The sequence below is a fragment of the Paeniglutamicibacter sp. MACA_103 genome (assembly GCF_045798555.1).
In the GTDB taxonomy this organism is placed as follows: Bacteria; Actinomycetota; Actinomycetes; order Actinomycetales; family Micrococcaceae; genus Paeniglutamicibacter.
Genome location: NZ_JBIXLN010000035.1, coordinates 23,854 through 50,724 on the forward strand (window position 1 = coordinate 23,854; position 26,871 = coordinate 50,724).

Here is a 26,871-nt window from a genome sequence, read left to right on the forward strand (position 1 = left end):
CCCGTAGAAAACAGGAGACTCTCCCATGTTCGAACGCCTTGCCACCATTGCCAGCGCCTCCGGCCTGCATGCCCGCCCCGCCGCCCTCTTTGCCGAGGCCGCGGGCGCCTACGACATCGAGGTCACCATCGCGCCCAAGGGCGCACCGGATGACGACGCGCTTGATGCCTCGAGCATCCTCTCGCTGATGACTCTCGGCGCGGCCAAGGGCGATGAGGTGGTGCTGCGCGCGACCGGCGACGGCGCCGAGGCGGCCCTGGAATCCCTGGTGGCACTGCTGGAAACCGACCTGGACGCAGTCTAGCCACCAACCAATCGCCGATGGCGTGGAACGCGGGATTCACACGCGTTCCAAGCCATCGGCGTTTTCCTTTCCGGCCGGTCGCCCTGTCCCGTCGCATCCCGGCACGGTGCCCGGTGACCGAAGACAACCAGGGCGGTCGGCGCTCTGAAAGGCCGCTTTCAGCCACGCGCCCGACCGCAGGGTGACAGGCTTTTGCGTGGGCCGGCGGGGATGCACAACGACTTCCGCACAAGCGAAAACCGGGTGTGTGGCGCGACGTAGACTGCTCGCATGGAGATCAGAGTCGGCACCGACCAAGACTGGCCTGCAATCTATGCCTTCTACCGGGTCACGATGGCAGAAGGTCGGACCTACGCGTTCCCCTTCAACCAGACCCTCGCAGAGGCCGAGCCGTGGTGGATGGAGCGGGCGCCAGGCCAAACAGTGGTCGCCGTCGAAGGCCATCGGATTCTGGGTTCGGCGAAGATGGGCCCCAACCGGCCCGGACGCGGCTCCCACATCGCCACCGGATCCTTCTTGGTCGATCCCGAACACCGAGGCAAGGGCGTGGGGCGGGCGCTCGGCGAGTACGTCATCAACTGGGCACGCCGGGAAGGCTACCGCGGGATTCAATTCAATGCCGTCGTCGAGACCAACGGTCCCGCAGTCCATCTTTGGCAGGCACTCGGTTTCGAGATCATCGGCACGGTTCCGGAATCCTTCGACCACCCTGAGCACGGCCTGGTTGGCCTCCACGTCATGTACCACGGGTTGAAATAGTCCGGTCCGCAAGCTCGAGCCCCGGCCTGGCTCGGGTATTTCGAAGGAAATCTCGGCATCCAGAGCGGCGGCCGAATCCCCGCCTGCGACCGTACGGGGAACACCCATGGACAGAATTCATGGCTAATTTCCCGTGCCGCGCTCCTGCTTCGTTCCAAGGCGGCCCCGCCACACTGACTCTCAGGCCACCGGCTCGGTGATCTTCTCCTCGCCCGCGGCCACGAGCCGTGCATATGCCCCGCCGGCGGCGAGCAGTCCGGCGGGCGTGCCGCGTTCGACGATCCTGCCCGCCTCGAGCACCGCCAGTTGGTCGGCGTCCTCAACGGTGGACAAGCGGTGGGCGATCATCAGCGTGGTGCGCCCGGCCGCCAGGCGGTCAAGGGCATCCTGCACCAGTGCCTCCGTGGTGTTGTCCAACGCGCTGGTGGCCTCGTCGAGCACCAGCACCCTCGGGTTGCGCAGGATCGTTCGCGCGATGGCCAACCGCTGCTGTTCACCGCCGGAGAAGCGGTGCCCGCGCGCGCCGACCAGGGTGTCGAGACCCTCGGGCAGGGATGCGACCAGGTCGGCGATCTGCGCGCTGGCCAGGGCCTTCCAGAGGGTCGCGTCGTCGGCATCGGGGTCCGCCAAGAGCAGGTTCTCGCGGATCGAGGCGTGGACGAGGTAGGTTTCCTGGGAAACCACGCCCACGATCCGGGCCAGGGTTGCCGGTTCCATCTCGCGCACGTCGATGCCGTCGATGGTGATCCGGCCGCGGCTGGGATCGTACAGCCGGGGCAGCAGCGATCCGAGCGTGGACTTGCCCGATCCCGTCGCTCCGACGATCGCGGTCGCGGTTCCCGGTGCCAGTTCCAGGTCGATCCCGCGCAGCACCGCGGGTCCGTCCCCGTAGGCAAAGCCGACGCCCTCGAAGCGCACCCGCCCGGCCGCCCGTTCCGGATCGACCTGGACGGGGTTCACCGGTGCCTTGAGCTCCGGGTCCATGTCCAGGTATTCGAAGATCCGGCTGAACAGCGCCATCGCGGTGACCCACTGGACGCCGACGTTCAGCAGCCCCATGATGGGGCGGAAGATCGCGCCCTGCAGCGCGGTGAACGCCACCAGCGTGCCGATGCTCATTCCGCCGGAGGTGGCGGGGAACCCCGCCGCAAGGTAGATGACCGCGGGGATCGCGGCGAAGACGATGCCCATGGTGGCCATGCGCCAGCGCCCGGCCAGCTGGCTGCGCAGTTCCAGGTCGATGAGCCGGTGCGAGGAGGCGGAGAAGCGGGCGACGTCGCGCCCGGTGGTGCCCAAGGTCTTGGCCAGCCGGATGCCGGAGACCGAGAGCCCCTCCTCGATCTGCGTGTACATTCCCGCCAGCTCCTGTTGCCGCGCGGTGGTGATGTCCCGTCGCAGCAACGCAACCTTGCGCGAGAGCCAGATGGCCGGCGGCAGCACCACCAGCGAGAGCAGGCTCATCCGCCAGGAGAGCGCGGCCATCGCGATGGCGGTGGCCACCGCGGTGGTCAGGTTGGACGCCACCGAGGTGGCGGTGGAGGTGACCACGTTCTGCATCCCGGCGATGTCGTTGGTCAGTCGCGACTGCACCTCCCCGCCGCGGGTGCGGGTGAAGAAGCCCAGCGACTGGGCCTGTAGGTGGGTGAAGAGCCGGGTGCGCAAGGTGTGCATGACCTTCTGGCCCATCTTGGTGGCCATCCAGGTCTGCACCACGCCGATGGCCGCCGTGGCGGCGGCGACCGCGACCAGCCCGCCGGCGAGCCAGGCGAGCAGCGCGGTGTCCCGGTGCGGCAGCGCGTCGTCGATGATGGCGCGGATCAAAAACGGCTGGGCGAGCCCGATGACCGAGGCCGCGGAGATGAGCAGCACGACGAGGGCGATGGCCAGACGGTGCGGCCTGAACAGGGCGGCGATCCGGGAGAGCTTCACCGGATGGGCCTTGACCTGCCTGAGGTCCGCCGGGTTGAGGCGGGCGACTGGGCCGCCGCCGCCTCCGCCTCCTCCACGGCCGGCATCGCCGGGGCCGTGCGGGTTGTTGGTGGAGGGGCCCGGTCGGGCCGCGCCGGAAGAGGTTCTCGATTCCGACATGTGCACCACCTTTCGGGGTGGTTGTGGGGTGCGCAGGTTGGCACCACGTCATCGATGAGGTTACCTCACTATGTGGTTGCCAGTCAAATTTGTTGTAGTCTGGGGGCATGCCAATCAGCAGCAATCTCGTGCCTCCCGGGGACCTGTCCGAACTCTTCCACCGCGCCTCCCGCTCGCTGCGCCAGACCTGGTCGGCACGGCTGGCCCCGTTCGAGCTGACCCCGCACCAGTCCCGCGCCATGCGCTCCCTGGCGCAGCACGGAAACTCCTCTGACCCCGCTGCCGCGGCGGGCATGCGGTTGAAGGAGATCGCCGAGCACCTGCGCATCGCCCCGCGTTCGGCCACCGAAGTCATCGACCAGCTCGAGGCCAAGAAGCTCGTCCTGCGGCAGACCGACCCCATCGACCGGCGTGCCACCCTGGTGTGCCTGACGGAGGAAGGCAGACAGGTGAGCGAACGCGTGCGGGCAGCCCGGCGCATCCACACCCAGGAATATTTCGGTCGCCTCAACGCCCAGGAACGCGCCGAGCTCGCGCGCATCCTGGAAAAGCTCTCCGGCTCCCCCGAACGCTAGGAACCCCGGACCCCGCACGGCCGCATGTTGCGGGGTCCGGGGTCAATGCCCGGGCTGGTTAGTTTTCGGACTTGCCACGGCGCCAGTAGCCCATGAACGCGACCTGCTTGCGGTCCATGCCGGCATCACGCACCAGGTAGCGGCGCATCTCCTTGATCACCCCGGCCTCACCTGCCAGCCAGGCGTAGAACGGCTGGGTGGAAACCGTGGCGGTCTCCCAGAGGATCTGCTCATCGACGTCGACGTCCTCGGGCTCGGCCCCGGTCATCACGGCGCCGGCGGCGGGAATCGCCACGATGTCCCGCACCGCGGCGGCAAGCAATTCGCCGTGCGGGTGGGAACCGCGCGGCAGCCACTGCACCGAGACGCCCGAGCGGGTCGAGGAGCCCTGGATGTCCCCGGTGTCCGGGACCTCGATCAGCGCATGTCCGGTGACCCCGGCCGGCAGGGCCTCGAGGATCGAGCAGATGGCCGGCGCGGCCGTCTCGTCGCCGGCCAGCAGGACGCGCTTGGCGGCCCCGCGGCGGAACTCGATGCCGCCGTAGTTTTCGTCGCACAACCCCGCGTTGGGGCCCAGCAGGAGCATCGCGTCGCCGACCCGGGCCTGCGCGGCCCACACCGTTGCGGGCCCGCCGACCAGCTTGCCGCCCTCGGTACGCAGGTGCAGCACGAAGTCGATGTCGATTTCCGCGTGTTCCCCGCGGTTGTCCCGGTGTCCGGCCGCACGCAACGCCCGCACGGTGTAAGTGCGCATGTCCCCGCGGGTTTCGGCCGGCAACGCCAGCCAGCGGCGGTACCAGCCGCCGGCTTCCTCGGCGCTGAGCCGGGCGCCGGGGCGCAGCGACTCGAATTCGGCGGGGAGCCCCGGCGCCTCGGCACCGGGCTGCGCGGCCGGCGGGATCAGCAGCTTGATGCGCAGGTCCAGCGGCACCTCACCGGCGCCGAAGTGCTCCAGGTCCGCGCCGGTGAGCGTGATCCGCCGGTAGTTGTCGCTGAGCTGGTCGGTGGCCAGCACGCGGGTGGAGAACGCCAGCATTTCGCTGACCTCCTCGGCACGCTGCAGGCCATCCTCGGCAGCGGTTTTCGGTGCCTGGGCCACGGTCCCCTCCGCCGGTGCTTCGGGGAATGCCTCGGCCGCCGGGTCCACGAGCACCGGGGCGGCGGCCACGGGGCCGGCACCCAGCCCGGCATCGGGGTCCTGCGTGCGGTAGATGCCCCTGGCGGCCAGCACGGACTCGGCGCGCAGCACCCGGTGGCGGCCGATCGGCAGCACCAGCGGGGTTCCGGCCACCGGGTCCGGGATGACCCGGCACGGCATGCCGAAGACGTTCTTGACCATGTCCTCGGTGACCACCGCGGCCGGGTGCCCGGCCGCGACTATCTTGCCGTGCTTCAGCGCCACCAGGTGGTCCGCGTAGCGCGCGGCCAGGTTGAGGTCGTGCAGCACGATCACCACGGTGGTGCCCCGGGAGCGATTGAGCTCGGAGATGACGTCGAGCACCTCCAGCTGGTGCGCCACGTCCAGGTAGGTCGTGGGCTCGTCCAGCAGCAGCAGCTCGGTTTCCTGGGCCAGGGCCATGGCGATCCAGACGCGCTGGCGCTGCCCGCCGGAGAGCTCGTCGATGGGCCGCTCGGCCAGCTCGACGGTGCCGGTCAGGTTCATGGCGCGGTCCACGGCCGCCTCGTCCTGGGCGGAGAAGCGCTTGAACCAGCCCTGGTGCGGGTAGCGGCCGCGGCCGATGAGCTCGCGCACCGTGATCCCGTCCGGGGCGGTGGGGGTCTGCGGCAGCAGCCCCAGCAGCTTGGCGACCTCGCGGGCCGGCCGGGAGTGGATGTCCTCGCCGTCCAGCAGCACCTGTCCCCCGGCGGGCTTCAGCAGCCGGGAGAGTCCGCGCAGCAGGGTGGACTTGCCGCAGCCGTTGGCGCCCACGATGATCGTCACCTCGCCCTTGGGCAGCTGCAGCGAGAGCTCGTCGACGATGCTCACCGAATCGTAGGCGAGTGTGAGGTCCTGTGCTTCGATAAGTGCCATGCGTGCTCTCAGCTTCCTTCCTTGTTGGCGCGCACCAAGACCCAGATCAGGAATGGTGCTCCCAGTGCGCCGGTGACGACGCCGACTGGCAATTGTATGTCGTTCAGGATGTTGGTGGCGATGAACGTCGCGGAGGTGACCAGCAGCGCCCCGACCAACGCCGCGGAGCCCAGGTTGCTGCGTCCGCCGCACAGGCGCAGGGCCAGCGGCCCGGCCAGGAAGGAGACGAAGGCCAACGGCCCGGTGACCGCGGTGGCCACCGCGGTCAGCCCGACCGCCAGCAGGATCAGCCCCAGCCGGGTGCCGCGTACGCGCAATCCCAGCCCGGCGGCGGTGTCGTCGCCCAGCTCCAGGATGCGCAGCTTCGCGGCGGCCGGCACCAGCAGCGGCAGCAGGATCGCCAGCGCCGCCCCCAACATTCCGGCCCGTTCCCAGGTGCTGGCGGACAGCGAGCCGGTCAGCCAGCGCATGGCGTCGGAGGCCATGCGGATGTCGGTGCGGGTGAGGAGGTACTGGATGACGCCCTGCAACATGGCGGCCACCGCAATGCCCGCCAGGATCAGCCTCGCCCCGGTGTGCCGCCCGGCATCGGCGATGGCGTAGATCAGCAGCGCCACGGCCAGCGCGCCGGCGCAGGCGATGAGCGAAAGCCCCAGTCCCTGGGCGCCGAAGAACAGCATGCCGGCCACCGCGGCGGCGCTGGCGCCGTAGCCGACCCCGATCACGTCCGGGCTGGCCAGCGGGTTGCGCAGCATGCGCTGGAAGATGGCCCCGGAAGCCCCGAACGCGGCCCCCGCCAGCACGCCGACGGCAGCCTGGGGCAGCCGGTCCTCCCAAAGCATGAAGGAGACCCCGGGCACGCGCCCGCCGGCCAGGGCCTCGAGCAGCTCCGGCACCGCCATCGGGTGGCGCCCGGCCACCAGGTTCAGGACGATGGCCACGACGATGCCTGCGACGGCCAGCAGGTTCACCCGGGCCACCGGGCCCGGCCGGCGTCCGGCGCGGCTCCGACCGGCGCGCCCTGCGGAGCCGTCGATTCTGCGGGACCTGCTCCCCGGCGTGCGCCCGCCGCGCGCGGCGACGGCAGCCGCGGAGGCGGCCACGGAGGAGGCACCGGTGCCCGTGCCGGCACCCGCATGCCCGGATTCGGCGGCGGGCAGCGCCCCGGCCTCGGTGCGCGGACCGGTCTCGGGTTCAAGGCGCGGCAGCGGTGTGGCGGCGTCGCCGCGCCCGGCCAGCGTCTGGCGGCTCACAGGGAGACCTTCCTTCCGCGGCGCAGCAGCCAGAGGAAGAGCGGCGCGCCGAGCACTGCCGTCATGACCCCGACCTGGATTTCCGCGGGCGGGGCGATGACCCGGCCCACCACGTCGGCGCCCAGCAGCAACACCGGTCCGGCCAGCATCGACAACGGCAGCAGCCAGCGGTAGTCGCCTCCGGCCAGCGCCCGGATCGCATGGGGGACGATGAGCCCGACGAAGCCGATGGGCCCGGCCAGCGCGGTGGCGGCACCGCACAGCAGCACGACCCCGGCCGCGGACAGCGCGCGCCCGCGGCCCACGCGGAACCCGAGCCCCACGGCCGAGTCGTCGCCCAGCGCCAGCGCGTTGAACAGCCGGGCGCCGCACAGCACCGCGACGGCCCCGACGGCCAGGAACGGGGCGACGGCGAGCATCTCGGGCACCTCGCGGGCACCGAGGGTGCCGACCTGCCAGAACCTGAAGCGGTCCAGCGCTTCCTGTCCGATCATCAGGATCGCGTTGGTCAGCGACGCGAGGCCCGCGGCCATGGCGGCCCCGGCCAGGGCCAGCTTCAGCCCCGTGGCCCCGTCGCGGCCCAGCGAGGCCACCACGTAGACCAGCAGCGCAGCGCCGGCGGCACCGACGAACGCGAAAAGGATGTAGCCGTGCAGCGTGGACACGGCGAAGAAGTGGATGCCGGCGACCACGGCCAGCGCGGCGCCGGCGTTGACGCCCAGGATGCCCGGGTCGGCCAGGGGGTTGCGGGTGATGCCCTGCATCCCGGCGCCGGCCAGCCCCAGGGCCGCCCCGATGAGCAACCCGGCGATGGTGCGCGGGATCCGCGAGGCGATGACGGTGTGGTCCCCGTTGGAGGGGTCCAGGTGGGACAGTGCCTCAAGGACGGTGGCCGGGGCGATGTGCCTGGCGCCGATGAGCAGCGAGAGGAAGACCATCGCCACCACGGCCGCCGCAAGCAGGAGCGCCAGCAGCGGCGCCGGCAGCAGGCCGGGGCGCCGGGCGGGCGTCCCGGACGCCGCTTCGCCCGCGGGCGGCGCCGGCGGCGCGGCGACGGCGCTAACCGCCCGCGGAGGCAGGGACTCGGGCCGGTGCGGCAAGGGGGCATGCGTGCTCATGGATTGACCACCTGGTTTCGGTCCGGGGTTGGAGTCTTGGCCCTAGACTGGGGGCCATGACCAAGCAGCAAGCCACCCGTGTCTCCGCGGCGGCCGCCTTTTACCTGGCTCCCAATCCCGGACCCATGTCGCTGGAGGGAACCAATTCGTGGGTCCTGCGTGCGCCCGGCGCCGAGCATTGCGTCGTCGTGGACCCGGGGCCCGACGACGCCGGGCACCTGGCGGCGCTGGCCGCCGAATCCGTCGAGCTGATCCTCATCACGCACCGGCACCACGACCACACCGAGGGCATCGACACGCTGCACCGGCTCACCGGGGCACCGGTGCGCGCCGCCCTGCCGGAACATTGCCGCGACGCAGGGGTGCTGGCCGACGGGGAGGAAATCCACGCGGCGGGCCTGCGGCTGCGCGTGCTGGCAACACCTGGGCACACTTCCGATTCGCTGAGCTTCCTGCTGCCCGACGACGGGGCGAACGGCTCGGTGCTCACCGGCGACACCATCCTGGGCCGCGGAACCACCATTCTCGATGCCCCCGACGGGACGCTGGCCGACTACCTGGCCTCGCTGGACAAGCTGGAGGCCTGCCCCGACGCGCTGGTGCTGCCGGCGCACGGCCCGGCGCTGGGCTCCCTGCACGGCATCGTGCGCGAATACCGGGCCCACCGGCACGAACGGCTGGCCCAGATCCGCGCCGCCGTGGCGCAGATCCGGGCCGTTGCCGCCGACGGTCCCACCGTCGCCCAGGTCACCGACGCCGTTTACGCGGATGTGGATCCGCTGGTGCGACGCGCCGCCGAGATCTCGGTGGCAGCGCAATTGCACTATCTCAAGGAGTCCGAAGCTTCCTGACATTGCGTGTGGGTCCCGCCCTGTTGGTGCCGGTGCGTGCGTTGGTTGCCGGCTACTTGCCGGCGGATGTCTGGGCGGCGGCGGCGAAGGCCGGAACGACCTTGTCGACGGCGTAGGGCACCGACAGCGGGGAGGCCGCCGAGATGGCAAGCACCTCCATGTCGTTGGCCGCGGCCACCAGCCCGCCCTTGGAAACGGCGGGGATCTGGGCGAAGAGCTTGTTCTTGGCGATGGCTGCGGTGCCCGTGGTCTCATCTGCCCAGGTGAAGAAGATGTCGGCCTCGAGCTCGTTGGCGCGCTCGGCGGCCCACGGCAGGTAGAACTCGCCGTCCTTGGCGTTCGCATCAACGACCTCGGCCTGGGTCATGCCCAGTGCGGTGAGGAAGCGCGGGCGCGAGTCGCCGGTGGCGTAGAGGCTGATGGAGTTGTCGGACGGCTCCAGGTTGCCGGCGATGAAGGTGGTGTCCTTGAATACCGGGTTCGCCTCGGCGGCGGCGGCAACCTTCGCCTCGACGCCGGAGATGACGTCCTTGGCCTCGGCCTCCTTGCCCAGGGCCTGGCCCACGGCGGTGGTCACGTCCTGCCAGCCGGCGGTGTAGTTCGGTGCCACCGGGCCGATGACCGGGGCGATCTTCGAGAGCTTGTCGTACTCGTCCTTCGTCAGGCCCGAGTAGCCGGCCACGATCAGGTCGGGCTGCGCCTCGGCCAGGGCGGTGAAGTTCACGCCGTCCTTCTCCGAGTACTGCACCGGCGCCTTTTCGCTGCCGATCGAGGCGCCGAGTTCCGCGAGCTTGGCATCCTTCCAGTCGGTGGAACCCTGCTTGTTGTTGCCCCAGGCGTCCTCGGCCATGGCCACCGGGACGACGCCCAGCGCCAGCACGGCATCGGCGTTGACCCACGAGACGGTGGCAACGCGCTCGGGCTTCTCGGTGATCTCGGTCGTGCCGTAGATGTGCTTGATGCTGACCGGGAAGGAGGCGGAAGCGGCTTCGGTGCTGCTGGCCGGGGCGCTGTCGGCGGCTCCGCCGCAGGCACTTAGGGTCAGGGCAAGGGCTGTGGTTGCTGCGGCGATGAGGCCGGCGCGTCGAGTGAACTTCATGTGAGTGTGGAATCCTTTGCGGTTCAGCGTGGGAAAGCGATGGGTGCGGAGGAGTCGGCGCTTGCTCTGCGGTGAACGAGATGACCCAATTCACAAGCACCAGTCGAGTAAGGCTAACCTCACTAAACGCAAATACGCAACATTGCCCAACCCTAATTGGTCGCCGCATGACGCGACGCACGATGACAAACCCCCGTCATTTCGCACCGCCGCCACCCCTCGGGTGACTAGGCTCACAGTATGAACGAAAATCCCCTGCCGGAGTCCACGAATCCGCACCGCAGCATGGGCACGGCTCTTGTCACCGGAGCAACCGCGGGCTTGGGCGCCGAGTTCTGCACCCAACTGGCCGCCCAGGGCCACGATCTCGTCATCGTTGCCCGCGACAGGCGACGTCTGGATGAGGTCGCGGCACGGCTGCATGCGCAATATGCCATCAAAGTGGAAGTGCTGGAGGCGGACATGGTCACCGACGCGGGAACCGCACGGGTCGCCGCTCGAATAGCCCGGGAGTCGGAACCCGTCTCAATGCTGGTCAACAATGCCGGATTCGGGTTGCGCGGGAACTTTGCCGACAACGACCTCGACGATGAGCTCGCCCACCTGCGAATCCACACCCAAGCACCCCTGACGCTGATGCATTCGGCGATCAACGCCATGGGCGCCCGCGGCGGCGGGCGGATCATCAACGTCGCCTCGGTCGCCGCATTCACCCCGCGCGGAAGCTACTCGGCGGCCAAGGCCCTGATTGTGAATTTCAGCCGGTGGGCCAACGTGTTCTATGCGGATCGCGGCATTTCCGTCACGGCCCTGTGCCCCGGCTTCGTGCGCACCGAATTCCACGACCGCATGGGCGCCGACAAGTCCAGGATTCCGGTCTGGGGCTGGCTGACCGCCCCGGATGTGGTGCGCCAGGCCCTGGCCGACAGCAGCGCGGGAAAATCCGTGTCGATACCGTCCACGCGTTACAAGGTCGCCATCGCCGTGGCGCGCTTAGCGCCCGACGCATTGGTGGAGCGCCTGGCCCGGCGCGGTCGCTGACCGGGTCCACCCAAGCCGGCCACGCCGGAAGCACCCCCAGTACGCCCGGCGCATGCGCCGCCGGCGGGGGCGCAATTCCAGTTGGGACCCGGCGTCAGAAGGCGTCACGCCGACACCATTGGTGAAAAGTGACGGAGATTACCTTGGGTGCCGAATGGTGCGCTGTTTTCGCGTGATTGCGGCCCCCATTAGGCCACCCTTGCCTGCCGATCGGTAGAGAACAACAACCTGCACAGGTTGTCGGGTTTGCTCATAGGACAGCCTTATCTATAGCGTTTGAACCAAGTTCATTTACGCAACGAGGTCGTTCGCTAATTGCCGAGGACCTCGAGCTGTGGCCCCCATCATCGGAGTAAACATCGTGAAGACCCCTGTTCGCGTCGTCCTTGGCGCATTCGCCGCAGGCGCATCCCTGCTTGCCCTCACCGCTTGCGGAGGCTCCACCGAGGCAGGCGCCAACGCCGCCGACACCAAGACGGTCAGCATCGCCCATGCACAGGGAACCACCGAGGTTCCGGTCAACCCGGAAACCGTGTACACCTTCGACCTGGGCGTACTTGATTCGATGGCGGCCCTTGGCCTGGAGGCCGACGGCGTACCCGAAACCAAGTACCCCGAATCGCTGGCCAAGTACAACGACGCCGCCGTGACCAAGATCGGCTCCATGAAGGAGCCGGACTTCGAAGCCATCTCCAACGGCAACCCGGACCTGATCATCATCACCGGCCGCACCGCCCCGGCCTATGGCGAACTGTCCAAGATCGCCCCTACCATCGACCTGTCGGTGGATCCCAAGAAGCCGCTGGACTCCTTCAAGGAGCAGGCAGGCAAGCTGGGCCAGGTCTTCGACAAGGAAACACAGGTCACCGAGAAGCTCGCCGCCCTGGACACCAAGATCGCCGATACCAAGGCCAAGAGCGCCAACGCGGGCAAGGGCCTGATCATCATGACCTCCGGCGGTGAGCTGACCGCCTACGGCGCCGGCTCGCGCTTCGGCCTGATCCACGACGTGCTCGGGGTGGCCACCGTTGCCGACATCAAGTCCGAGGGCTCCCACGGCGAATCGATCTCCTTCGAGTTCCTCAAGACCAACAACCCCGACACGCTCTACGTCGTGGACCGCGATTCGGCCATGGGCACCTCCGGCGAGGCCGCCAAGGCCGTGTTGGACAACGAGCTGGTCAAGTCCACCAACGCCGCCAAGAACGACAAGATCGTGAACCTGGATTCCAACGCCTGGTACATGATCGGCTACGGCCTGGACAACACGTCCAAGATGATCGACGAGGTCGCCTCGGCCCTGTAGGCACCCGCCCACAGTCGCCAGCATCATCATGAGCGCACCAGTACTCAGCCGTTCGGCCGCCGCGGAGCAAGATCCCGCGGTGGCCGTTCGGCGTTCCACAAAGACCGCCGAAAACGCCTGGCTCCTTGCCGGCACCATCCTGGTGGGCCTGCTCGCCGTGGCGAGCCTGTTCGTCGGGGTCTCCGACGTCACCCTTCCGCAGCTGCTGGCGGGCGACGACCAGGCCTGGGACCTGCTGTGGATCTCCCGGCTGCCGCGCACCCTGGCCGTCGTCCTGGCCGGAACCGCCGTGGCGGTGGCCGGGCTGATCATGCAGCTGATGGTGCGCAACCGCTTCGTCGAGCCCTCCACCGTGGGGACCGTGGAATCCGCGACCCTGGGCATCCTGGTGGTCACCGTACTGATCCCCGCCGCCCCGATCATGATGAAGATGGGCGTGGCCTCCGTGTTCGCCCTCGGCGGCACCGCCCTCTTCCTGGCCGTGCTGGGCCGGCTGCCGGTCCGCAACACGCTGCTGGTGCCCATCGTGGGCATCATGCTCGGCGGGGTCATCGGCTCGGTGACCACCTTCTTCGCCTACCGCTACGACCTGCTCCAGACGCTGAGCAACTGGATGATCGGCGACTTCTCCGGGGTGCTGCGCGGGCGCTACGAGTTGCTGTGGATCGTCGCGGCGCTCACGCTGGCCGGATACCTGGCCGCGGACCGGTTCACCGTCGCCGGCCTGGGCGCGGACTTCACCACCAACCTGGGGCTCAACCACAAGTCCATCATGCGCCTGGGCCTGGTGCTGGTTTCGCTGATCTCCGCCGTGGTGGTCACCACCGTGGGCGCCGTCCCGTTCCTCGGGCTGATCGTGCCCAACATCGTCTCCCTGCTCTTCGGCGACAACCTGCGCCGCGCCGTGCCCTGGACCGCGCTCTTCGGCGCGGGCTTCGTGCTGGTGTGCGACATCATCGGGCGCACCATCCGCTTCCCCTACGAGGTCCCCGTGGGCATGGTGATGAGCGTGCTTGGCGCCGCCGTCTTCCTGGCCCTGCTGCTCAGAACCAGGAAACGCAATGCCTAGGACCCTCTCCCCCGCGCCCGGTACCCCGCGCACCGACGGGCGCGCACGGTTCACGCTGCGCTCGCTGTCCCCCCGGGCCATGTCCCCGCGGACGCTCATCATCGTGCTGGCCGTCATCGCCCTGGGCTGCATCGCGCTCTTCCTGACCCTGGAACTGCGCGGAAACCTCTCCTACGCGCTGACCCGCCGCGGCCTCCGCGTCGGGGCCATGCTGGTGGTCGCCGTTGCCGTGGGCCTGTCCACGCTGATGTTCCAGACGGTGACGGCCAACCGCATCCTGACCCCCTCGATCATGGGGTTCGACGCGCTGTACATCCTGATCCAGACGGCACTGGTGTTTGCGCTGGGCTCCTCGACGCTGCTCACCGCCGCCCCGGCGCTGAAGTTCGGCGTGGAGGTGGGGCTGATGGTGCTCTTCTCCGCGCTGCTCTACCGCTGGCTGTTCACCGGCGGGACCGGCTCGCTGCACCTGATGCTGCTGGTGGGCATCGTCATCGGCACGCTCTTCCGCGGGTTCTCCTCGCTGCTGCAGCGCCTGATGGAACCGAGCGAATACATCGTGCTGCAGGACCTGTTCTTCGCCTCCTTCAACCAGGTCGACCCGGTGCTGCTGCTGGTCTCCGCGCTCGTCGTCGCGCTGGCGGCCGGCGTGGTGTGGAGGCTGCGCAAGACCTTCGACGTGCTGGCGCTGGGCCGCGACACCGCCGTGAACCTGGGAGTGGACCACCGGCGCATCGTCACGCTGGTGCTGGTGCTCTGCTCGATCCTGGTCGCGGTCTCCACCGCGCTGGTCGGGCCGGTGACCTTCTTCGGGCTTCTTGTGGTGTCGCTGGCCTACCAGATGGTGCGCAAGTTCTCCCATGCCGCCCTCATTCCCGTCGTCTGCCTGCTCGGGGCCATCACGCTGATCGGCGGCCAGCTGGTGCTCGAGCGCGTCTTCGGCTTCGCCACGGCGCTAAGCGTGATCATCGAGTTCGCCGGCGGCCTGCTGTTCCTCTACCTGCTCCTGAAGGGTTCCCTGAAGTGATCTGCATTGATTCGGTGACCAAGTCCTACTCCGGGAGAACCGTGGTGGACTCGCTCAGCACCACCATCCCCGCCGGCGGGGTCACCTCCATCATCGGGCCCAACGGCGCGGGCAAGTCCACTCTGCTCTCGCTGATTTCGCGGCTGATCCCGATGGATGCCGGCGCCGTCTCGATCGCCGGCCTGGACATCGGGCGCACCCCGAGCAAGCAGCTGGCCCGCTCGATGGCGATCCTGCGGCAGGAAAACCACATCACCATGCGCCTGCGGGTGCGCGACCTGGTGGGATTCGGTCGCTTCCCGCACTCCGGGGGCCACCCCACCGCCGAGGACGAGCGCCACATCCTGCAGGCCATGGACCAGCTTGACCTGGGCGACCTGGCAGACCGCTTCCTCGACGAGCTCTCCGGCGGGCAGCGCCAGCGCGCCTACATCGCCATGGTGCTGGCCCAGGACACCGACTACCTGCTGCTCGACGAGCCGCTGAACAACCTGGACATGAAGCACTCGGTGGAGATGATGCGCATGATCCGCCGGCTCGCCGACGAGCTGGGCAAGACCGTGGTCATCGTCATCCACGACATCAACTTCGCCTCCTGCTACTCCGACACCATCCTGGCGATGCGCGAGGGCGTACTGGTGCACCAGGGGACGCCGGCGGAGATCATGACCGGCGAGGTGCTGCGCGACGTGTATGACATCGACATCCGCATCGAGGAGATCGACGGCAACCGGATCGGCGTGTACTTCGCCTGATCCCGAGGCGGCCGCGGCGTGAACGCCTGCGGGCACATGAATGTTTTTGCGTGAGGTCGACTGCGCTTGTGCCTCCGGAATGGTGCCTCCGGAGGCGGAAATTATGCCGCATTATGCGAGATCCGGGTAAGGTTGCCCACAATGCGAGACGGCGCCGCGGGCTAATAACTATTCATTGACCTGCATATTGCGCGGTTTTTGGGCCGCCGACGACCTCCCGCCGCAAAAACCGCCGTTCCCGAAGAATGCAAAAATTGCGTACATGACCACGCACAACATCGCACCCGGCGCCACGCGTCCGACACTGCGCCAGCAGCTGGGTGCCCGCAAGCCCATCGAGTCGTTCATCGCCGAGGCCGGCCACGGGACCGGCGACGGACCGAAGCTGCGCCGCACGCTCGGGCTGCTGCACCTGACCATGATCAGCGTCGGCGCCACCCTGGGCACCGGCATCTTCGTGGTGCTCTCCTCCTCGGTGCCGATGGCCGGGCCCGCGGTTTGGATCTCCTTTGCCATCGCCGGGCTCGCGGCGCTCTTCGCCGCGCTGTCCTACGCGGAGATGGCCGGGGCCGTGCCGGTCTCCGGGTCGAGCTACACCTACACCTACGCGACCATGGGCGAGGGGCTGGCCTGGATCTGCGGGTGGTGCCTGGTGCTCGAATACGCGGTCTCCGTCGCCGCCATCGCGGTGGGAGCCGGCGAATACCTCAACGAGATGGCCCGCTCGCTGGGCCTTGACCTGCCCGCCGCGCTGACCAATCCCCCGGGGTCCGATGGCGGCGTCTTCAACATCCCCGCGCTGCTGATCGTCCTGTTCGCCACGGTGCTGCTGGTGCGCGGCACCCGCGAATCCGCGGTGGTCAACACCGTGCTGGTGTTCATCAAGATCGCTGTGCTGCTCTTCTTCATCGTGATCGCCTTCAGCGCGTTCACCTCCGGCAACTTCGACCCGCTGCTGCCCATGGGCACCGCCGGGGTCTCGGCGGCCGCAGCCCGCCTGTTCTTCTCCTACATCGGCTTCGACGCCGCCTCCACGGCCGGCGAGGAGGCGAAGAACCCACAGCGCGATCTGCCGCGGGCCATCGTGCTGTCCATGGTCATCATCACCGCGCTGTACATCCTGGTGGCCATCGCCGCGATCGGCGCCCGCCAGTGGACCTGGTTCGAGGGCAAGGAGGCCGCCCTGGTGCAGCTGCTCGAGGAGGTCACCGGGCAGGGCTGGGTGGCGCTGCTCTTTGCCGCCGGCGCCGTGCTGGCCATCGTCTCCATCGTGATCACGGTGCTCTACGGGCAGACCCGCATCCTGGTGGCGATGAGCCGCGACGGCATGGTGCCGGCGGTCTTCGGGCGGATCTCGCCGCGCAACGGGGCACCGGTGGCCGGGACCTGGATCACCGGCGGGGCCGTGGCCCTGGTGGCAGGGCTGGTGCCGCTGGGCCAGCTGGCCGACGCCACATCCATCGGCACGCTCTTCGCGTTCTCGCTGGTGTCGCTGGCGGTCATCTTCCTGCGCCGGACCCAGCCTCAGCTGCCGCGCACCTTCAAGGTGCCGTTCTACCCGCTGACCCCGATCCTCGCGATCCTCTTCTGCGGCTACCTGATGCTGAACCTCGGCGTGGCCACCTGGGTGGTCTTCGCGGTGTGGATGGTCCTCGGCGCCGCGATCTACCTCGGCTACGGGCGGCGGCATTCGAAGCTGGCCGCCGACTGGGACAGCTTCCGAAAGTAGGCCCCGCGCAACGCCGCACCAACGCCGCTGCCTGGTTACCGATTGGTGCCCGGGCAGCGGCGTCTTTTGGTATCCGCGGTGCCGCTAACCGGCCTTGCCGGGCGTCAGCATGCCCCCGCTGGCGGTCAGCGCCACGGCCCCGCGCACCGCAAGCACCCCGGCCAGCAGGGTGAGCCCGATGATGCCCACCGAGAGCGGGGCGACGATGACGGCGATCCCGGCCAGCGGGAAGACCAGCACGCCGCCGACGATGACGGCGCCCACGCCGACGCCGATCACCGGGGCCATGACCGAGCCCACGCGCGCCTTCTCCATGGTCGCCCGTTCCATGCCCAGCCGGTCCAGTCCCGTGTAAAGCTCGGCCCTATCCAGCGTGGCCGCGGCCTGGGTGATGGCCGTGGAGCAGGCCACCGAGATGAACGAGGCTACCAGGGTGACCAGCACGCCGGTCATCACGTCGGCAGCCAGCAGCGCATCGGGGCTGCCCGGGTCCGCTTCGGCCCCGGCGCCGCGCATCAACGCCGCGCCGCTGCCCCCGATGACCGCGACGAAGCCGGTCATCGCGATGCCGGAGACCTGCCGCCATGCCTGCGAAGGGTTTTCCAGGATCATCCGGGCGGCCAGCAGTGCGGCGGGGGCCTCGGCCTTTTTGAGCTTGGCGTTGCCAATGACCTTCACGGCCCAGGGGCCGACCAGGTTCAGCGCGCCCAGTCCCACCGCGAAACCGCCGAGCAGCACGGCCAGGATGACCGCCATCGATCCGAAGGCCGACAGCATGGAGAATGCCAGGGAAACCGCCAGGATCAGCGCCGCAACGACCACCGCCCGGATCCAGCGCGGTTTGGGGGTGGTGGTGCGGTTGCGCACGCCCAGCGGGGACACGATGATCCTGCGCAGGCCCATGGCCGCCGAGGCCACGGCGATGAACACCACGGCCGCCACCACCAGGGCGACGGTGCCCGGCTCCAGCCACATCGCGGTGCCCACGGCGGAGCCCTGGAAGTGGATGAGCCCGACGGCGGGCGCGGCCGCGGCGTAGAGCAGCACGCCGCCGAGCGCCCCGGCCAGGGCGGTGGCGCCGGATTCGATCGCGGTGACCGCGACGACCAGTCCCGGGGTGCCGCCCAGCAGGCGCACGGTGGAGAGCCGGGTGTCCTGGCTGCGGGCCGAGAGACGCGCGGCGGCGGCACCCAGCACCGCCAGCGGAACCAGCAGGAGCACCACGGCGAGCCCGGCCAGCATCAGGTACAGGCCGGTGGTTTCGTCCTTCACCCGGGTGAAGGACAGCGCGCCGGCGGAAGTGGTGAGCACCAGTGCGGAAACCAGCGCGTAGGCACCGGCAGTGAGCAGCAGCGGGGCGCGGCGGGCGCGTCCGGGCCTGCCCAGCATCCAGGCCAGGGACAGCGCGTGCATCAGTTCACCGCCCCCGGGGTTGCGGTCCCATGGCGTGCGGAGTCCGGGGCGGTGAAACCGTCGGCAAGGATCCGTCCGTCGCGCAGCCGGATGACCCGGTCGCAGCGGGCGGCCACGTCGGCGTCGTGGGTCACCATCACCAGCGTGTTCCCGCGCCCGGTGGTGGAGTCCATCAGGATCCGCAGCACCTCGGTTCCGGTCCCCGAGTCCAGGGCGCCGGTGGGTTCGTCGGCGAAGGTCACCTGCGCGCCGGTGACCTGGGCGCGGGCGATGGCCACGCGCTGGGCCTGGCCGCCGGAGAGCTGGCCGATGCGCCGCTCCTCCATCCCGCCCAGGCCGAGCGCGGCCAGCCATTCAGTGGCCCGCGGCACCGCGGCGGCGCGCGGCACCCCGTTGACCATCAACGCCATCGCCACGTTCTCCACGGCGGTCAGTTCGGGGATCAGCAGCCCGGACTGGAAGACGAAGCCGAAGGACCCGCGGCGCAGCTTCGAGCGTTCGGACTCCCCCAGCGCGGTGATTTCCCGCGGCGAGCCGTTCGGGGCGGTGAAAAGCACCGACCCGGAATCCGGGCGTTCGATGCCGGCCAGGGTGTGCAGGAGCGTGGACTTGCCGGAGCCCGAGGGGCCCATGATGGCCACCGACTCGCCGGCGCGGATGTCCAGGTCCACGCCGTCCAGCGCCGCGGTGGAGCCGTAGGCGCGGCGCAGGGCCCGGGCTGCGAGCACCGGTGCGGAAGAAGGGTGGGCCGCCATGGTGGCGGCGGGGTGGGGTGCGGGATGTGCGTCGATCATGCCACCAGCTTTTCAAATCCGCGCGGCCGCGGCATCGGAGCAGATGATGACTTGTCCAACGCGCTTCTCCTACCCAGGGCGGAGACCGGGGGCGGTGGAACTGGAGCTACGGCTGTCCCTTGCCCTCAGTGACGGTGCGGCCCCGGCGCAACGGGATGGAGCACGCCGCGGCCAACGCCACCATGCAGGCGCCGTAGATCAGGTTGTTCAACGCGAATGCCACGCGTTCGCGCCCGGTGGGCGGGGACGGCAGGAAGAACTTCGGACCGATCACGGCCAGCAGCGGAATGTGCCCCGCGACGACCGTGCCGGCGGCAATCCGTGCCCAGAGCGGGCCGCGGCCGGCCAGCACCATGCCGCCGGCCATGCCCAGCAGCGGGGTGGCGATGGCATTGGATCCCTCACCGGTTTCGATGAGCTTGCGCATGATTCCGGGAAGCGGCAGCGTGCAGGCCGCGAATACCAGCGGGCTGGCCGCATACAGGTCCAGGTTTCGTTCCGGGGCGCCCGCACGCAGCTCGGCACTGCGCGCCAGCACTGCACCCGTGATCGCCCCGGGAAGCATGATCCCCACCGCGGTGTTCCGGGCATTGGTCCGTGCAGCGTCTCCGACGAGGTTCCTCATGTAGATGCGCATTGTTGCCGACCACAGCAGTCCGGCTGCAGCTCCCAAGATTGTGCTTCGCATCGTCCCTGGCCTTGTTCCATTGGTGGTGGCTCTGATGATCCTCCCCTGCCTTCTTGGGCACAATGCGTGGCCGGCGGGAATCGAATGCGCCCGGCATCGGTTGTAGCCCGGTGATGGAACTCGTCCTTTACACCTCCGCCTTTTGCGCACCGTGCGTGCGTGCCCGTTCCGTACTCCGCGAGGCCGGCAGGCTACTGCCCGGGGCCACAGTCCAGGAGGTCGACGTGCTCTCGCACCTGGCCGAGTCCGAGGCGGCGGGGATCATTTCCACCCCCACGCTGGTGGTGCGCCGCGAGGGCACCGAGGTGTTCAGGGCCTCGGGGGTGCCCACCGTGCAACAGGTCCTGGCCGCGGCGGCGCTCGCGCTGGATTAGTCCCCGCGGATTCGGGACCGCGGCAGTGCAAACAATTCCTGCGGGTTCGATGCGGCCGGGCCGGTCCGTCGGGCCGCAGCCTCCCGCTACAGCCTGATCAATCCTGTGTTGCCATGCGGGCACGAAGCCGCTGAAATGCCCCGTGGCGGGAGGACTCGTCGCTTGGGCCCAGCGCAGCCCGCCGGCCTGGAGGTTTTTCAGGTAGCCCAGGGAGTCCGCCGCGAGCGCGTCCTGGCTGCTGGCCAGCGACCGCCAGATGGGCGCGTGGCCCGGGACGAGGGATTCGACGCAGAGCGGCCCGGTGTACCCGGCCACATCCAGCGCGTGGATGAAGCCGTGCCAGTCGAAGTGGTCGGCCCCGACGGTGCCCCGGTCGTTCCCGCTGACCCGCACGTGGGCGATGTGTCCGACGGCGCGGGCGATGGCCGCGGCGATGTCCCGCTCCTCGATGTTCAGGTGGAAGCTGTCCAGGGCCATGCCCAGGCCCGGGCCCAGCAGCGGCTCGAGGGCATCGAAGGCCGCATCGACGGTGTTGATGAAGCTGGTCTCGTAGCGGTTCAGCGGTTCGACGGCCAGGGTGACGCCGCGGTGAACCGCACGGTCGACCAGCGGGGCGAGGCCGGTGCGCAATTGCGCGTAGGCGGCCTCGCGCTCGGACTCGGTCATCGACCAGGTGCGCCCGGCGGCCGCGTAGAGCGGGCCGGCGAGCGTGGTCGCCCCCAGCTCCGCCGCCGCGTCGATGCACGCGCCCAGGTAACGCCGGGTGGCGTCGATTTCCGCCGCGGGGGCGGCAACCAGGTTCCGGCCCGGGGACATCACCGCAAGGAGCACCGGGGCAAGCCCGTGGCCGGCCAGGATCTCGCGGGCGGCCGCGGGGTCCCAGTCGCCCAGGTTCTCCAGCGGCAGCTCGATGGCGTTGAAACCCAGGCGTGCCGCATGGGCCGCCAGCTCGGCGAGGGAAGCGTCGGTGAGCCGCCGGGTCCACACCCGGGTGCTGACGCCAAGCCTGCGTTCCATGGTGCTTCTCCCTTGCCTCGGCGTGGCCGCTGTGTGTGGCCGCTGGCGCGTCGGACGTGCTTCGCACGCCCGACGAAGTCCGTCGATGTCCCTCGTGCCCATGCTACGTGCGGCCCCCGGTGCCCGGCCAGTGCGGGGTGATGCAAGGCGGCACCGCGGTCCTGCCACCGGCGCGCGGCGCGCCGCCGGTTCGCGGTGCCCGGGATTTTTGGGAACAATGGGTCGGGTGATCCCCTCCCCCGTTGAACCCGCCCCCGCCTCCTGCCTGCGACGCATCGTCGCCGATTCATCGGACCGGATCGCGTGGCTGCGGGCCCGTTCGCAGGGCATCACGGCCACCGACGTGGCCAAGCTTTCCACCCCGAAGTCAATCCAGTCCGCGGCCTGGGACAAGCTGCACGGTTCGGGATTCGGCGGGAACCCGTACACCGACCACGGCCGGGCCCGCGAACCGGTGATCGCCGCCTGGGTGCAGGAGAACTTCGGGATCTTCCCCTCCACCCAGCTCTTCCACGCGGCGGAGAACCACATCCACCTGGCCACCCCCGACGGGTTGGGGATCCGGGAGCATGGACGGGTGGAGCTGGCGGAGATCAAGACCACCAACAAGCCGTTCAAGACCATTCCGCGCAACTACCTGCGCCAGGTGTTCTGGCAGCAATACGTGCTCGGCGCCGAACGCACGCTCTTCGTGTGGGAGCCGCACAAGGACTTCGTCCCGGTCCACGCCGAACCGCTCACCCGCTGGGTCGAGCGGGACGATGCGGCGATCAAGGACCTGATCGCCAAGGCCGATGAGATGGTGGCGATCCTGCGCGAACGCACCGCAGCTGCCCGGAACCGTGCCGATTACGGACCCGCCGCACTGCACCTGTAGGCGGCGGCCGGGGCTCAGACAGGGGCGGCGCCGGGCATCAGGGGCTTGGGCAGAGCGTCGGGATAGTCCTTGCGCAATTCGGCGATCAGGTGCTCGCGGACGTAGTTGCGCAGGTCGTACAGGTCCCCGGGGTTCCTCGCGCTGAGCGCAATCGTGACCTTCAGGATGCCGCCGATGGCATCTGTCACGTTCAGGTCCCCGGTCCGCCCGTCCCACAAGTCCGTCGACTCCAGCAGTTGCCGGGTCCGGGTGCGCAGGTGCTCGATCGGCGCGTTCCAGTTCAAGTCCAGCAGCACCGACCCGCTGATCTCGGTGCTGCGGCGGGACCAGTTCTCGAACGGGGTCGTGGTGAAGTGCGTCGAGGGGATGATCAGCCGGCGGCCGTCCAGCAGCAGCACCACCACGTAGGTCAGCGTGATCTCCTCGATGGTCCCGCGCTGGGTTTCCACGACCACCGTGTCGTTGACCCGGATCGCGTCGGTGAAGGCGATCTGCAGCCCGGCGAAGACGTTGGCCAGCGAGGACTGGACGGCGAGCGCCGCCACCACGGAAATCAGGCCGGCCGAGGCCAACAGCCCGGCTCCCAGCGCCCTGACCTCGGGAATCGTGAGCAGGGCCCCTGCAACCGCCAGGGTGATGATCAATGCGCCGACCACCCGGCGCAGCAGTCCGACCTGCGTTTGGATCTTGGCCAGTCGCCGGGGGTTCCCGTCGTCCTCGCGGTACTTGGCCAGCAGGATGTCCTCGAAGATCCCCATCGCGACGATCAGCAGCCAGGCGATGGCGCTGATCAGCCCCAGCAGCAGCAGGAACTGCCAGATCGTGACCCACTGGTTCGGGGCGAAGGACACCCCCACGGTGATCTTGGTGAACGCGAAGGCCAGGGCCAGCAGCAGCGGCATCCGGCGCAGCGTGCGTTCGGGGGCGAGCCCCTTGATCCGGTGGAGCATGCGGTTGAGGATGAAGGACACGACCACGGTGAGCACCACGGCGGCCAGTAACCCGATCGCAACAACAACCCACGGCCGGACGGGATCCGGTAATGCGTTCGTGTTCTCGACAACCTCGTTCAGGGCGTCGTCCAAAGTTCCGGCGGCAAAGATCTGCATATCAACAAGGTTGTCATACGCCGTTGGGTGTCGGCTGGATATCCCCGCACGACCTCCGTCATATCTCCCCCGTGTTGCAATGCCATGCATTGTGGATAAACCCTCTTGTGGCGCCATTTCCCGGCGCGCATGCTGATCTCACCAACCACCTCCACCCAAATTTCGCCCCTAGCGAGGAACATCATGAAATCCAGGATCGCTGCCGGCCTGGCCGGCGCACTACTCATTGCGGGACTCGGCATCTCCCCCGTTTCCCCGGCAGCGACCGCCACCGCGGTCACCGCACCGTATTGCGGCATCTACTGGGGATCGCTCGCCGACGCGGTCTCCGGATACTCGTCCGCCACAGTCACCAACGTCCGCACCGGCCGCCACACCTGCTACGACCGGATGGTCATCGACCTCAAGGGCAAGGTGAAGGGCTACGACGTGCGCTACGTCAGCGCGGTCTACACCGAGGGCCAGGGCAAGCTCGTCCCGCTGGCCGGGGCCGCGGACCTGCGCATCATCGTGAGGGCACCTGCCTACACCAGCGCCGGCGTTCCGACCTACAACCCGGCCAACCGGACCAACGCCAAGGATGTCTCCGGCTACACCACCTTCCGGCAGGTCGCGTTCCTGGGCAGCTTCGAGGGGCAGACCTCCTTCGGGCTGGGCGTGCGCGCAAGGCTGCCGTTCCGCACCTTCGTGCTCACCGCCGCCGACGGCTCCAGCAGCCGCCTGGTGATCGACGTGGCCCATCGTTGGTAAGGGGACGCGGGAATCCCGCGGGCACCGGTCCGGCACCACGGTTTGGTGGTGCGGGGCCGGTGCCTTTCCTTCGCCGGCCCGGCTCCCGCGCGGCCGGGCCCGCGCGGGCATCCCGGGACGCCCGTGCGGGCGTTGCATGACAAAATGACGTCATCCGGGACGCTGCGCAGGCGGATATGACACGATTCATTCATGAGTATTGCCCGCCCGTACAAGCAAGTAGATGTCTTCTCTTCCTCCAACTACACCGGAAACGGCCTGGCCGTGGTGCTTGACGGCGAGGGGCTCAGCGATGCGCAGATGCTGGGCTTCGCCAACTGGACCAACCTTGCCGAGACCGTGTTCCTGCTTCCGGCGACGCACCCGGATGCCGACTACCGGGCACGGATCTTCACCACCACCACCGAGCTGCCCTTCGCCGGCCACCCCACCCTGGGGGCGGCGCACGCATGGCTCGAGGCCGGAGGGGTGCCCAAGGACCCCGCCGGGCTGGTCCAGGAATGCGGGGCCGGGCTCATCGAGGTCCGCCGCGTCCCCGGCGAGCACCCCGAGGATCCCGAGTCCCTGGCGTTCAAGGCCCCGCCCCTGGTGCGCACCGGCGAGCTCGAGGACGACGTGCTGGAATGGGCGCTGGCCGGGCTGGGCCTGGCCCGCGAGGACGTGCTGGCGCACCAGTGGCTGGTCAACGGGCCGAACTGGGCAGGACTGCTGCTGCGCGACGCCGACCTGGTGCTGTCGCTGGAACCGGATTACACGGCCCTTGAAGGCCTGGAGCTCGGCGTCATCGGCGCGCACACCGTCGGCGGGGTTCCCGCCCGTTCCTACGACCCGAACGTGCCCGAGGCCCGGCCGGCCGGTGCGCGCGAGGAATTGCGCCCCGTTTCGGCCGCCGACGAGCGCCGCGGCTCCCAGCGCTTCCGCAACGTCGTGACCGGGGCACCGGCCGACTACGAGGTGCGAGCCTTCTGCCCCGGAGAGGGCCTGCAGGAGGACCCCGCCACCGGATCGCTGAACGCGGGCTTCGGGGCGTGGCTCACGGGTTCCGGGCTGGCCCCGGCCTCCTACACCGTGCGCCAGGGAACCCGGCTGGGCCGCTCGGCGATCCTGCATGTGGATTCGGACGCCGAGGGCGTGTGGATTGCCGGGCATTCTGCGACCTGCATCGACGGCGTCGTCAACCTGCCCTAGGCGCAAAAAACAGTTCGCTGTGAGGTGTGGCTCAATCCCCTGTTGCGCCCCGGCGCCGGGGCGTAGGCTCGGGCGGTGGATGTGAACCAGGACGTGGCGGCAAAGACCGAGGACAAGCGGGCATGGGGTGCCCTGTGGGCGCTGGTCATCGGCTTCTTCATGATCCTGGTGGACTCCACCATCGTCTCCACGGCCATGCCGGCCATCATGAACGCCCTGGACACCGACATCAACGGGGTCATCTGGGTCAACAGCGCCTACCTGCTGGCCTTCGCGGTGCCGCTGCTGATCACCGGGCGGCTGGGCGACCGGTTCGGCCCGCGCACCATCTACCTCATCGGGCTGGCCGTCTTCACGCTCTCCTCGCTGTGGTGCGGGCTCGCCGGCGACATCAACACGCTGATCGTTGCGCGCGTGGTGCAGGGCCTGGGCGCCTCCATGATGAGCCCGCAGACCATGACGTTCATTACCCGCATGTTCCCCTACGCCCGCCGCGGCGCGGCCATGGGCCTGTGGGGGGCGGTGGCCGGCATCGCCACGCTGGTGGGCCCGATCGCCGGCGGCGTCTTCGTCGACACCCTGGGCTGGGAATGGATCTTCTTCGTCAACGTGCCGGTGGGCGTCATCGCCATCTGGCGGGTGCTGGTGAAGGTCCCCGAGCTGCAGCGCCACGCACACTCCTTCGACTGGCTGGGCGTGGGCCTGAGCGCCGTGGCGATGTTCGCGCTGGTCTTCGGCATCCAGGAGGGCAACGGGCATGACTGGGGGCCGTTCATCGGTCCCATCGGCTCCTGGCACCTGATCATCGGCGGGCTGGTGCTGCTGGGGCTGTTCATCTGGTGGCAGGCGGCCACGCGCGCCGAGCCGCTGGTGCCGCTGGGGTTGTTCAAGGACCGGAACTTCTCGCTGGCAAACATCGCCATCGCGTTCATGGGGCTGTCCATCACCGCGATGAGCTTCCCGATGATCCTCTACCTGCAGTCGGTGCGCGGGCTCACCCCGACGCTCTCGGCGCTGATGCTCGCGCCCATGGCCGTGGTCGCCGGCGGGCTGGCCCCGGTGATCGGCAAGAACGTGGGCAAGGTGGAGGCCAAGTACTTCGCGATCCCCGGGTTCTTCCTCTTCGGCGCCTCGATCACCGCCTACGGGCTGCTGCTGCGCGCCGACACCCCGTTCTGGGTGCTGCTGCTGCCGCCGGTGTTCATGGGGCTGGGCTCGGCCATGATCTGGCCCTCGGTCTCGCTGACCGCCACCCGCGACCTGGGGCAGGCCGATGCCGGCGCCGGATCCGGGGTCTACAACACCACCCGGCAGGTCGGTGCGGTGCTGGGTTCGGCGCTGATCGCGCTGGTGATGGAATCGCGCATTGCGGTCGAATCCGAAAAGTCCGTGGCCGCGCTGGCGGCCGACGGGCCCGCCTCCGTGGTGACCGGCTCCCTGGCCGAGCCGGGGACCGGGGCCGCGGTGCCCGAATTCCTGCACCAGGCGTTCTCGCTGGCCCTGGGCCAGGCGCTGCTGCTGCCGGGCCTGGTGGCCATGGCCGCGGCGCTGCTCGCCGCGATGTTCCGCAAGGGCGCGCACGCCTCGGCCAAGTAGGCGCACCGACACACGCAGAGGCACGAGGGGGGGGGGGGGGGGGGGGGGGGGGGGGGGGG

The 26,871-nt window shown here is 69.3% G+C and carries 24 protein-coding genes and 1 pseudogene; 15 read left to right on the forward strand and 10 right to left on the reverse strand.

Annotated features, from left to right (window positions below; all coding sequences use genetic code 11):
- Positions 1-25: 25 nt before the first annotated feature.
- Positions 26-304 carry an HPr family phosphocarrier protein gene (locus ACIPVK_RS15870; RefSeq protein WP_407612945.1) on the forward strand — a complete coding sequence of 93 codons (279 nt, stop codon included), beginning with the start codon at positions 26-28 and terminating at the stop codon, positions 302-304.
- Between the two features lie 270 nt (positions 305-574).
- Positions 575-1,063: a GNAT family N-acetyltransferase gene (locus ACIPVK_RS15875; RefSeq protein ID WP_407612946.1), complete on the forward strand. Its 489-nt coding sequence runs from the start codon at positions 575-577 to the stop codon at positions 1,061-1,063.
- A 180-nt stretch (positions 1,064-1,243) separates the two neighbouring features.
- On the opposite strand, the gene ACIPVK_RS15880 is transcribed toward ACIPVK_RS15875, so the two are convergent.
- Complete coding sequence (locus ACIPVK_RS15880; RefSeq protein WP_407612947.1) at positions 1,244-3,151, reverse strand: ABC transporter ATP-binding protein; 1,908 nt, start codon at positions 3,149-3,151, stop codon at positions 1,244-1,246.
- A gap of 107 nt (positions 3,152-3,258) precedes the next feature.
- Between ACIPVK_RS15880 and ACIPVK_RS15885 the strand changes: the two genes are divergently transcribed.
- Entirely contained in the window at positions 3,259-3,726 is a 468-nt protein-coding gene (locus ACIPVK_RS15885) for a MarR family winged helix-turn-helix transcriptional regulator (RefSeq protein WP_407612948.1), read from the forward strand.
- Positions 3,727-3,784: 58 nt separating this feature from the next.
- Here ACIPVK_RS15885 and ACIPVK_RS15890 read toward each other — a convergent pair whose 3' ends face one another.
- Genes ACIPVK_RS15890 through ACIPVK_RS15900 form a run of 3 tightly spaced genes read right to left on the reverse strand, consistent with a single transcriptional unit; the run spans position 3,785 to position 8,129 of the window.
- Positions 3,785-5,758, reverse strand: a complete 1,974-nt coding sequence (locus ACIPVK_RS15890; protein WP_407612949.1) for an SIP domain-containing protein — start codon at positions 5,756-5,758, stop codon at positions 3,785-3,787.
- A gap of 8 nt (positions 5,759-5,766) precedes the next feature.
- On the reverse strand, positions 5,767-7,011 hold the full coding sequence (locus ACIPVK_RS15895) for a FecCD family ABC transporter permease (protein WP_407612950.1): 1,245 nt from the start codon (positions 7,009-7,011) through the stop codon (positions 5,767-5,769).
- Positions 7,008-8,129 carry a FecCD family ABC transporter permease gene (locus ACIPVK_RS15900; RefSeq protein WP_407612951.1) on the reverse strand — a complete coding sequence of 374 codons (1,122 nt, stop codon included), beginning with the start codon at positions 8,127-8,129 and terminating at the stop codon, positions 7,008-7,010. Before ACIPVK_RS15900 ends, ACIPVK_RS15895 begins: the two co-directional genes overlap by 4 nt.
- 56 nt (positions 8,130-8,185) lie before the next feature.
- On the opposite strand from ACIPVK_RS15900, the gene ACIPVK_RS15905 reads away from it, so the two are divergent.
- Positions 8,186-8,980, forward strand: coding sequence for an MBL fold metallo-hydrolase (locus ACIPVK_RS15905; RefSeq protein WP_407612952.1), 795 nt, complete (start codon positions 8,186-8,188; stop codon positions 8,978-8,980).
- Positions 8,981-9,032: 52 nt separating this feature from the next.
- Here the strand turns inward: ACIPVK_RS15905 and ACIPVK_RS15910 are convergent, their stop codons facing one another.
- Positions 9,033-10,079 (reverse strand): ABC transporter substrate-binding protein, encoded by a 1,047-nt coding sequence (locus ACIPVK_RS15910; RefSeq protein ID WP_407612953.1) that lies wholly within the window; start codon positions 10,077-10,079, stop codon positions 9,033-9,035.
- 240 nt (positions 10,080-10,319) lie between these two features.
- Between ACIPVK_RS15910 and ACIPVK_RS15915 the strand changes: the two genes are divergently transcribed.
- The 6 genes from ACIPVK_RS15915 (at position 10,320) to ACIPVK_RS15940 (ending at position 17,006) form a co-directional block, all read left to right on the forward strand.
- Positions 10,320-11,120, forward strand: coding sequence for an SDR family NAD(P)-dependent oxidoreductase (locus ACIPVK_RS15915; RefSeq protein WP_407612954.1), 801 nt, complete (start codon positions 10,320-10,322; stop codon positions 11,118-11,120).
- A 361-nt stretch (positions 11,121-11,481) separates the two neighbouring features.
- Positions 11,482-12,426: a siderophore ABC transporter substrate-binding protein gene (locus ACIPVK_RS15920; protein ID WP_407612955.1), complete on the forward strand. Its 945-nt coding sequence runs from the start codon at positions 11,482-11,484 to the stop codon at positions 12,424-12,426.
- Between the two features lie 28 nt (positions 12,427-12,454).
- A complete protein-coding gene (locus ACIPVK_RS15925; protein ID WP_407612956.1) occupies positions 12,455-13,495 on the forward strand; it encodes an ABC transporter permease in 1,041 nt (346 codons plus the stop codon).
- On the forward strand, positions 13,488-14,522 hold the full coding sequence (locus ACIPVK_RS15930) for an iron chelate uptake ABC transporter family permease subunit (protein WP_407612957.1): 1,035 nt from the start codon (positions 13,488-13,490) through the stop codon (positions 14,520-14,522). The genes ACIPVK_RS15925 and ACIPVK_RS15930 overlap by 8 nt, the downstream gene beginning before the upstream one ends.
- Positions 14,519-15,277 carry an ABC transporter ATP-binding protein gene (locus ACIPVK_RS15935; protein ID WP_407612958.1) on the forward strand — a complete coding sequence of 253 codons (759 nt, stop codon included), beginning with the start codon at positions 14,519-14,521 and terminating at the stop codon, positions 15,275-15,277. Before ACIPVK_RS15930 ends, ACIPVK_RS15935 begins: the two co-directional genes overlap by 4 nt.
- Before the next feature lie 262 nt (positions 15,278-15,539).
- The gene (locus tag ACIPVK_RS15940) at positions 15,540-17,006 is read left to right on the forward strand and encodes an amino acid permease (RefSeq protein WP_407612959.1); all 1,467 of its coding nucleotides are present in this window, start codon (positions 15,540-15,542) and stop codon (positions 17,004-17,006) included.
- A gap of 84 nt (positions 17,007-17,090) precedes the next feature.
- On the opposite strand, the gene ACIPVK_RS15945 is transcribed toward ACIPVK_RS15940, so the two are convergent.
- The 3 genes from ACIPVK_RS15945 to ACIPVK_RS15955 form a co-directional block, all read right to left on the reverse strand.
- Complete coding sequence (locus ACIPVK_RS15945; RefSeq protein ID WP_407612960.1) at positions 17,091-18,419, reverse strand: permease; 1,329 nt, start codon at positions 18,417-18,419, stop codon at positions 17,091-17,093.
- A complete protein-coding gene (locus tag ACIPVK_RS15950) occupies positions 18,419-19,213 on the reverse strand; it encodes an ABC transporter ATP-binding protein (protein ID WP_407612961.1) in 795 nt (264 codons plus the stop codon). The genes ACIPVK_RS15945 and ACIPVK_RS15950 overlap by 1 nt, the downstream gene beginning before the upstream one ends.
- 106 nt (positions 19,214-19,319) lie before the next feature.
- Positions 19,320-19,838 (reverse strand): hypothetical protein, encoded by a 519-nt coding sequence (locus ACIPVK_RS15955; protein WP_407612962.1) that lies wholly within the window; start codon positions 19,836-19,838, stop codon positions 19,320-19,322.
- A gap of 176 nt (positions 19,839-20,014) precedes the next feature.
- Between ACIPVK_RS15955 and ACIPVK_RS15960 the strand changes: the two genes are divergently transcribed.
- On the forward strand, positions 20,015-20,275 hold the full coding sequence (locus tag ACIPVK_RS15960) for a thioredoxin family protein (protein WP_407612963.1): 261 nt from the start codon (positions 20,015-20,017) through the stop codon (positions 20,273-20,275).
- A gap of 207 nt (positions 20,276-20,482) precedes the next feature.
- Here the strand turns inward: ACIPVK_RS15960 and ACIPVK_RS15965 are convergent.
- Positions 20,483-21,622, reverse strand: a pseudogene (locus ACIPVK_RS15965) (sugar phosphate isomerase/epimerase family protein); the annotation flags it as partial.
- Between ACIPVK_RS15965 and ACIPVK_RS15970 the strand changes: the two are divergent.
- Positions 21,510-22,169 carry a YqaJ viral recombinase family protein gene (locus ACIPVK_RS15970; protein ID WP_407612964.1) on the forward strand — a complete coding sequence of 220 codons (660 nt, stop codon included), beginning with the start codon at positions 21,510-21,512 and terminating at the stop codon, positions 22,167-22,169. The pseudogene ACIPVK_RS15965 and the gene ACIPVK_RS15970 overlap by 113 nt on opposite strands.
- Before the next feature lie 14 nt (positions 22,170-22,183).
- Here ACIPVK_RS15970 and ACIPVK_RS15975 read toward each other — a convergent pair whose 3' ends face one another.
- Positions 22,184-23,278 (reverse strand): mechanosensitive ion channel family protein, encoded by a 1,095-nt coding sequence (locus ACIPVK_RS15975; protein WP_407612965.1) that lies wholly within the window; start codon positions 23,276-23,278, stop codon positions 22,184-22,186.
- A gap of 183 nt (positions 23,279-23,461) precedes the next feature.
- On the opposite strand from ACIPVK_RS15975, the gene ACIPVK_RS15980 reads away from it, so the two are divergent.
- From ACIPVK_RS15980 to ACIPVK_RS15990, 3 genes are all read left to right on the forward strand, one after another.
- On the forward strand, positions 23,462-24,028 hold the full coding sequence (locus tag ACIPVK_RS15980; RefSeq protein ID WP_407612966.1) for a hypothetical protein: 567 nt from the start codon (positions 23,462-23,464) through the stop codon (positions 24,026-24,028).
- Positions 24,029-24,220: 192 nt separating this feature from the next.
- On the forward strand, positions 24,221-25,216 hold the full coding sequence (locus ACIPVK_RS15985; protein WP_407612967.1) for a PhzF family phenazine biosynthesis protein: 996 nt from the start codon (positions 24,221-24,223) through the stop codon (positions 25,214-25,216).
- 159 nt (positions 25,217-25,375) lie between these two features.
- The gene (locus ACIPVK_RS15990) at positions 25,376-26,812 is read left to right on the forward strand and encodes a DHA2 family efflux MFS transporter permease subunit (RefSeq protein ID WP_407612968.1); all 1,437 of its coding nucleotides are present in this window, start codon (positions 25,376-25,378) and stop codon (positions 26,810-26,812) included.
- The last annotated feature ends 59 nt before the right edge of the window (positions 26,813-26,871 follow it).

What these genes read in the sequence shown, in the direction of transcription:
- ACIPVK_RS15970 (WP_407612964.1), top strand. Translation starts at nt 21,510, where the DNA reads ATGGGTCGGGTGATCCCCTCCCCCGTTGAACCCGCCCCCGCCTCCTGC.
- ACIPVK_RS15955 (WP_407612962.1), bottom strand. Translation starts at nt 19,838, where the DNA reads ATGAGGAACCTCGTCGGAGACGCTGCACGGACCAATGCCCGGAACACC.
- ACIPVK_RS15975 (WP_407612965.1), bottom strand. Translation starts at nt 23,278, where the DNA reads ATGCAGATCTTTGCCGCCGGAACTTTGGACGACGCCCTGAACGAGGTT.
- ACIPVK_RS15950 (WP_407612961.1), bottom strand. Translation starts at nt 19,213, where the DNA reads ATGATCGACGCACATCCCGCACCCCACCCCGCCGCCACCATGGCGGCC.
- ACIPVK_RS15910 (WP_407612953.1), bottom strand. Translation starts at nt 10,079, where the DNA reads ATGAAGTTCACTCGACGCGCCGGCCTCATCGCCGCAGCAACCACAGCC.
- ACIPVK_RS15980 (WP_407612966.1), top strand. Translation starts at nt 23,462, where the DNA reads ATGAAATCCAGGATCGCTGCCGGCCTGGCCGGCGCACTACTCATTGCG.
- ACIPVK_RS15890 (WP_407612949.1), bottom strand. Translation starts at nt 5,758, where the DNA reads ATGGCACTTATCGAAGCACAGGACCTCACACTCGCCTACGATTCGGTG.
- ACIPVK_RS15905 (WP_407612952.1), top strand. Translation starts at nt 8,186, where the DNA reads ATGACCAAGCAGCAAGCCACCCGTGTCTCCGCGGCGGCCGCCTTTTAC.
- ACIPVK_RS15960 (WP_407612963.1), top strand. Translation starts at nt 20,015, where the DNA reads ATGGAACTCGTCCTTTACACCTCCGCCTTTTGCGCACCGTGCGTGCGT.
- ACIPVK_RS15880 (WP_407612947.1), bottom strand. Translation starts at nt 3,151, where the DNA reads ATGTCGGAATCGAGAACCTCTTCCGGCGCGGCCCGACCGGGCCCCTCC.
- ACIPVK_RS15940 (WP_407612959.1), top strand. Translation starts at nt 15,540, where the DNA reads ATGACCACGCACAACATCGCACCCGGCGCCACGCGTCCGACACTGCGC.
- ACIPVK_RS15875 (WP_407612946.1), top strand. Translation starts at nt 575, where the DNA reads ATGGAGATCAGAGTCGGCACCGACCAAGACTGGCCTGCAATCTATGCC.
- ACIPVK_RS15990 (WP_407612968.1), top strand. Translation starts at nt 25,376, where the DNA reads ATGATCCTGGTGGACTCCACCATCGTCTCCACGGCCATGCCGGCCATC.
- ACIPVK_RS15885 (WP_407612948.1), top strand. Translation starts at nt 3,259, where the DNA reads ATGCCAATCAGCAGCAATCTCGTGCCTCCCGGGGACCTGTCCGAACTC.
- ACIPVK_RS15930 (WP_407612957.1), top strand. Translation starts at nt 13,488, where the DNA reads ATGCCTAGGACCCTCTCCCCCGCGCCCGGTACCCCGCGCACCGACGGG.
- ACIPVK_RS15915 (WP_407612954.1), top strand. Translation starts at nt 10,320, where the DNA reads ATGAACGAAAATCCCCTGCCGGAGTCCACGAATCCGCACCGCAGCATG.
- ACIPVK_RS15945 (WP_407612960.1), bottom strand. Translation starts at nt 18,419, where the DNA reads ATGCACGCGCTGTCCCTGGCCTGGATGCTGGGCAGGCCCGGACGCGCC.
- ACIPVK_RS15925 (WP_407612956.1), top strand. Translation starts at nt 12,455, where the DNA reads ATGAGCGCACCAGTACTCAGCCGTTCGGCCGCCGCGGAGCAAGATCCC.
- ACIPVK_RS15985 (WP_407612967.1), top strand. Translation starts at nt 24,221, where the DNA reads ATGAGTATTGCCCGCCCGTACAAGCAAGTAGATGTCTTCTCTTCCTCC.
- ACIPVK_RS15870 (WP_407612945.1), top strand. Translation starts at nt 26, where the DNA reads ATGTTCGAACGCCTTGCCACCATTGCCAGCGCCTCCGGCCTGCATGCC.
- ACIPVK_RS15900 (WP_407612951.1), bottom strand. Translation starts at nt 8,129, where the DNA reads ATGAGCACGCATGCCCCCTTGCCGCACCGGCCCGAGTCCCTGCCTCCG.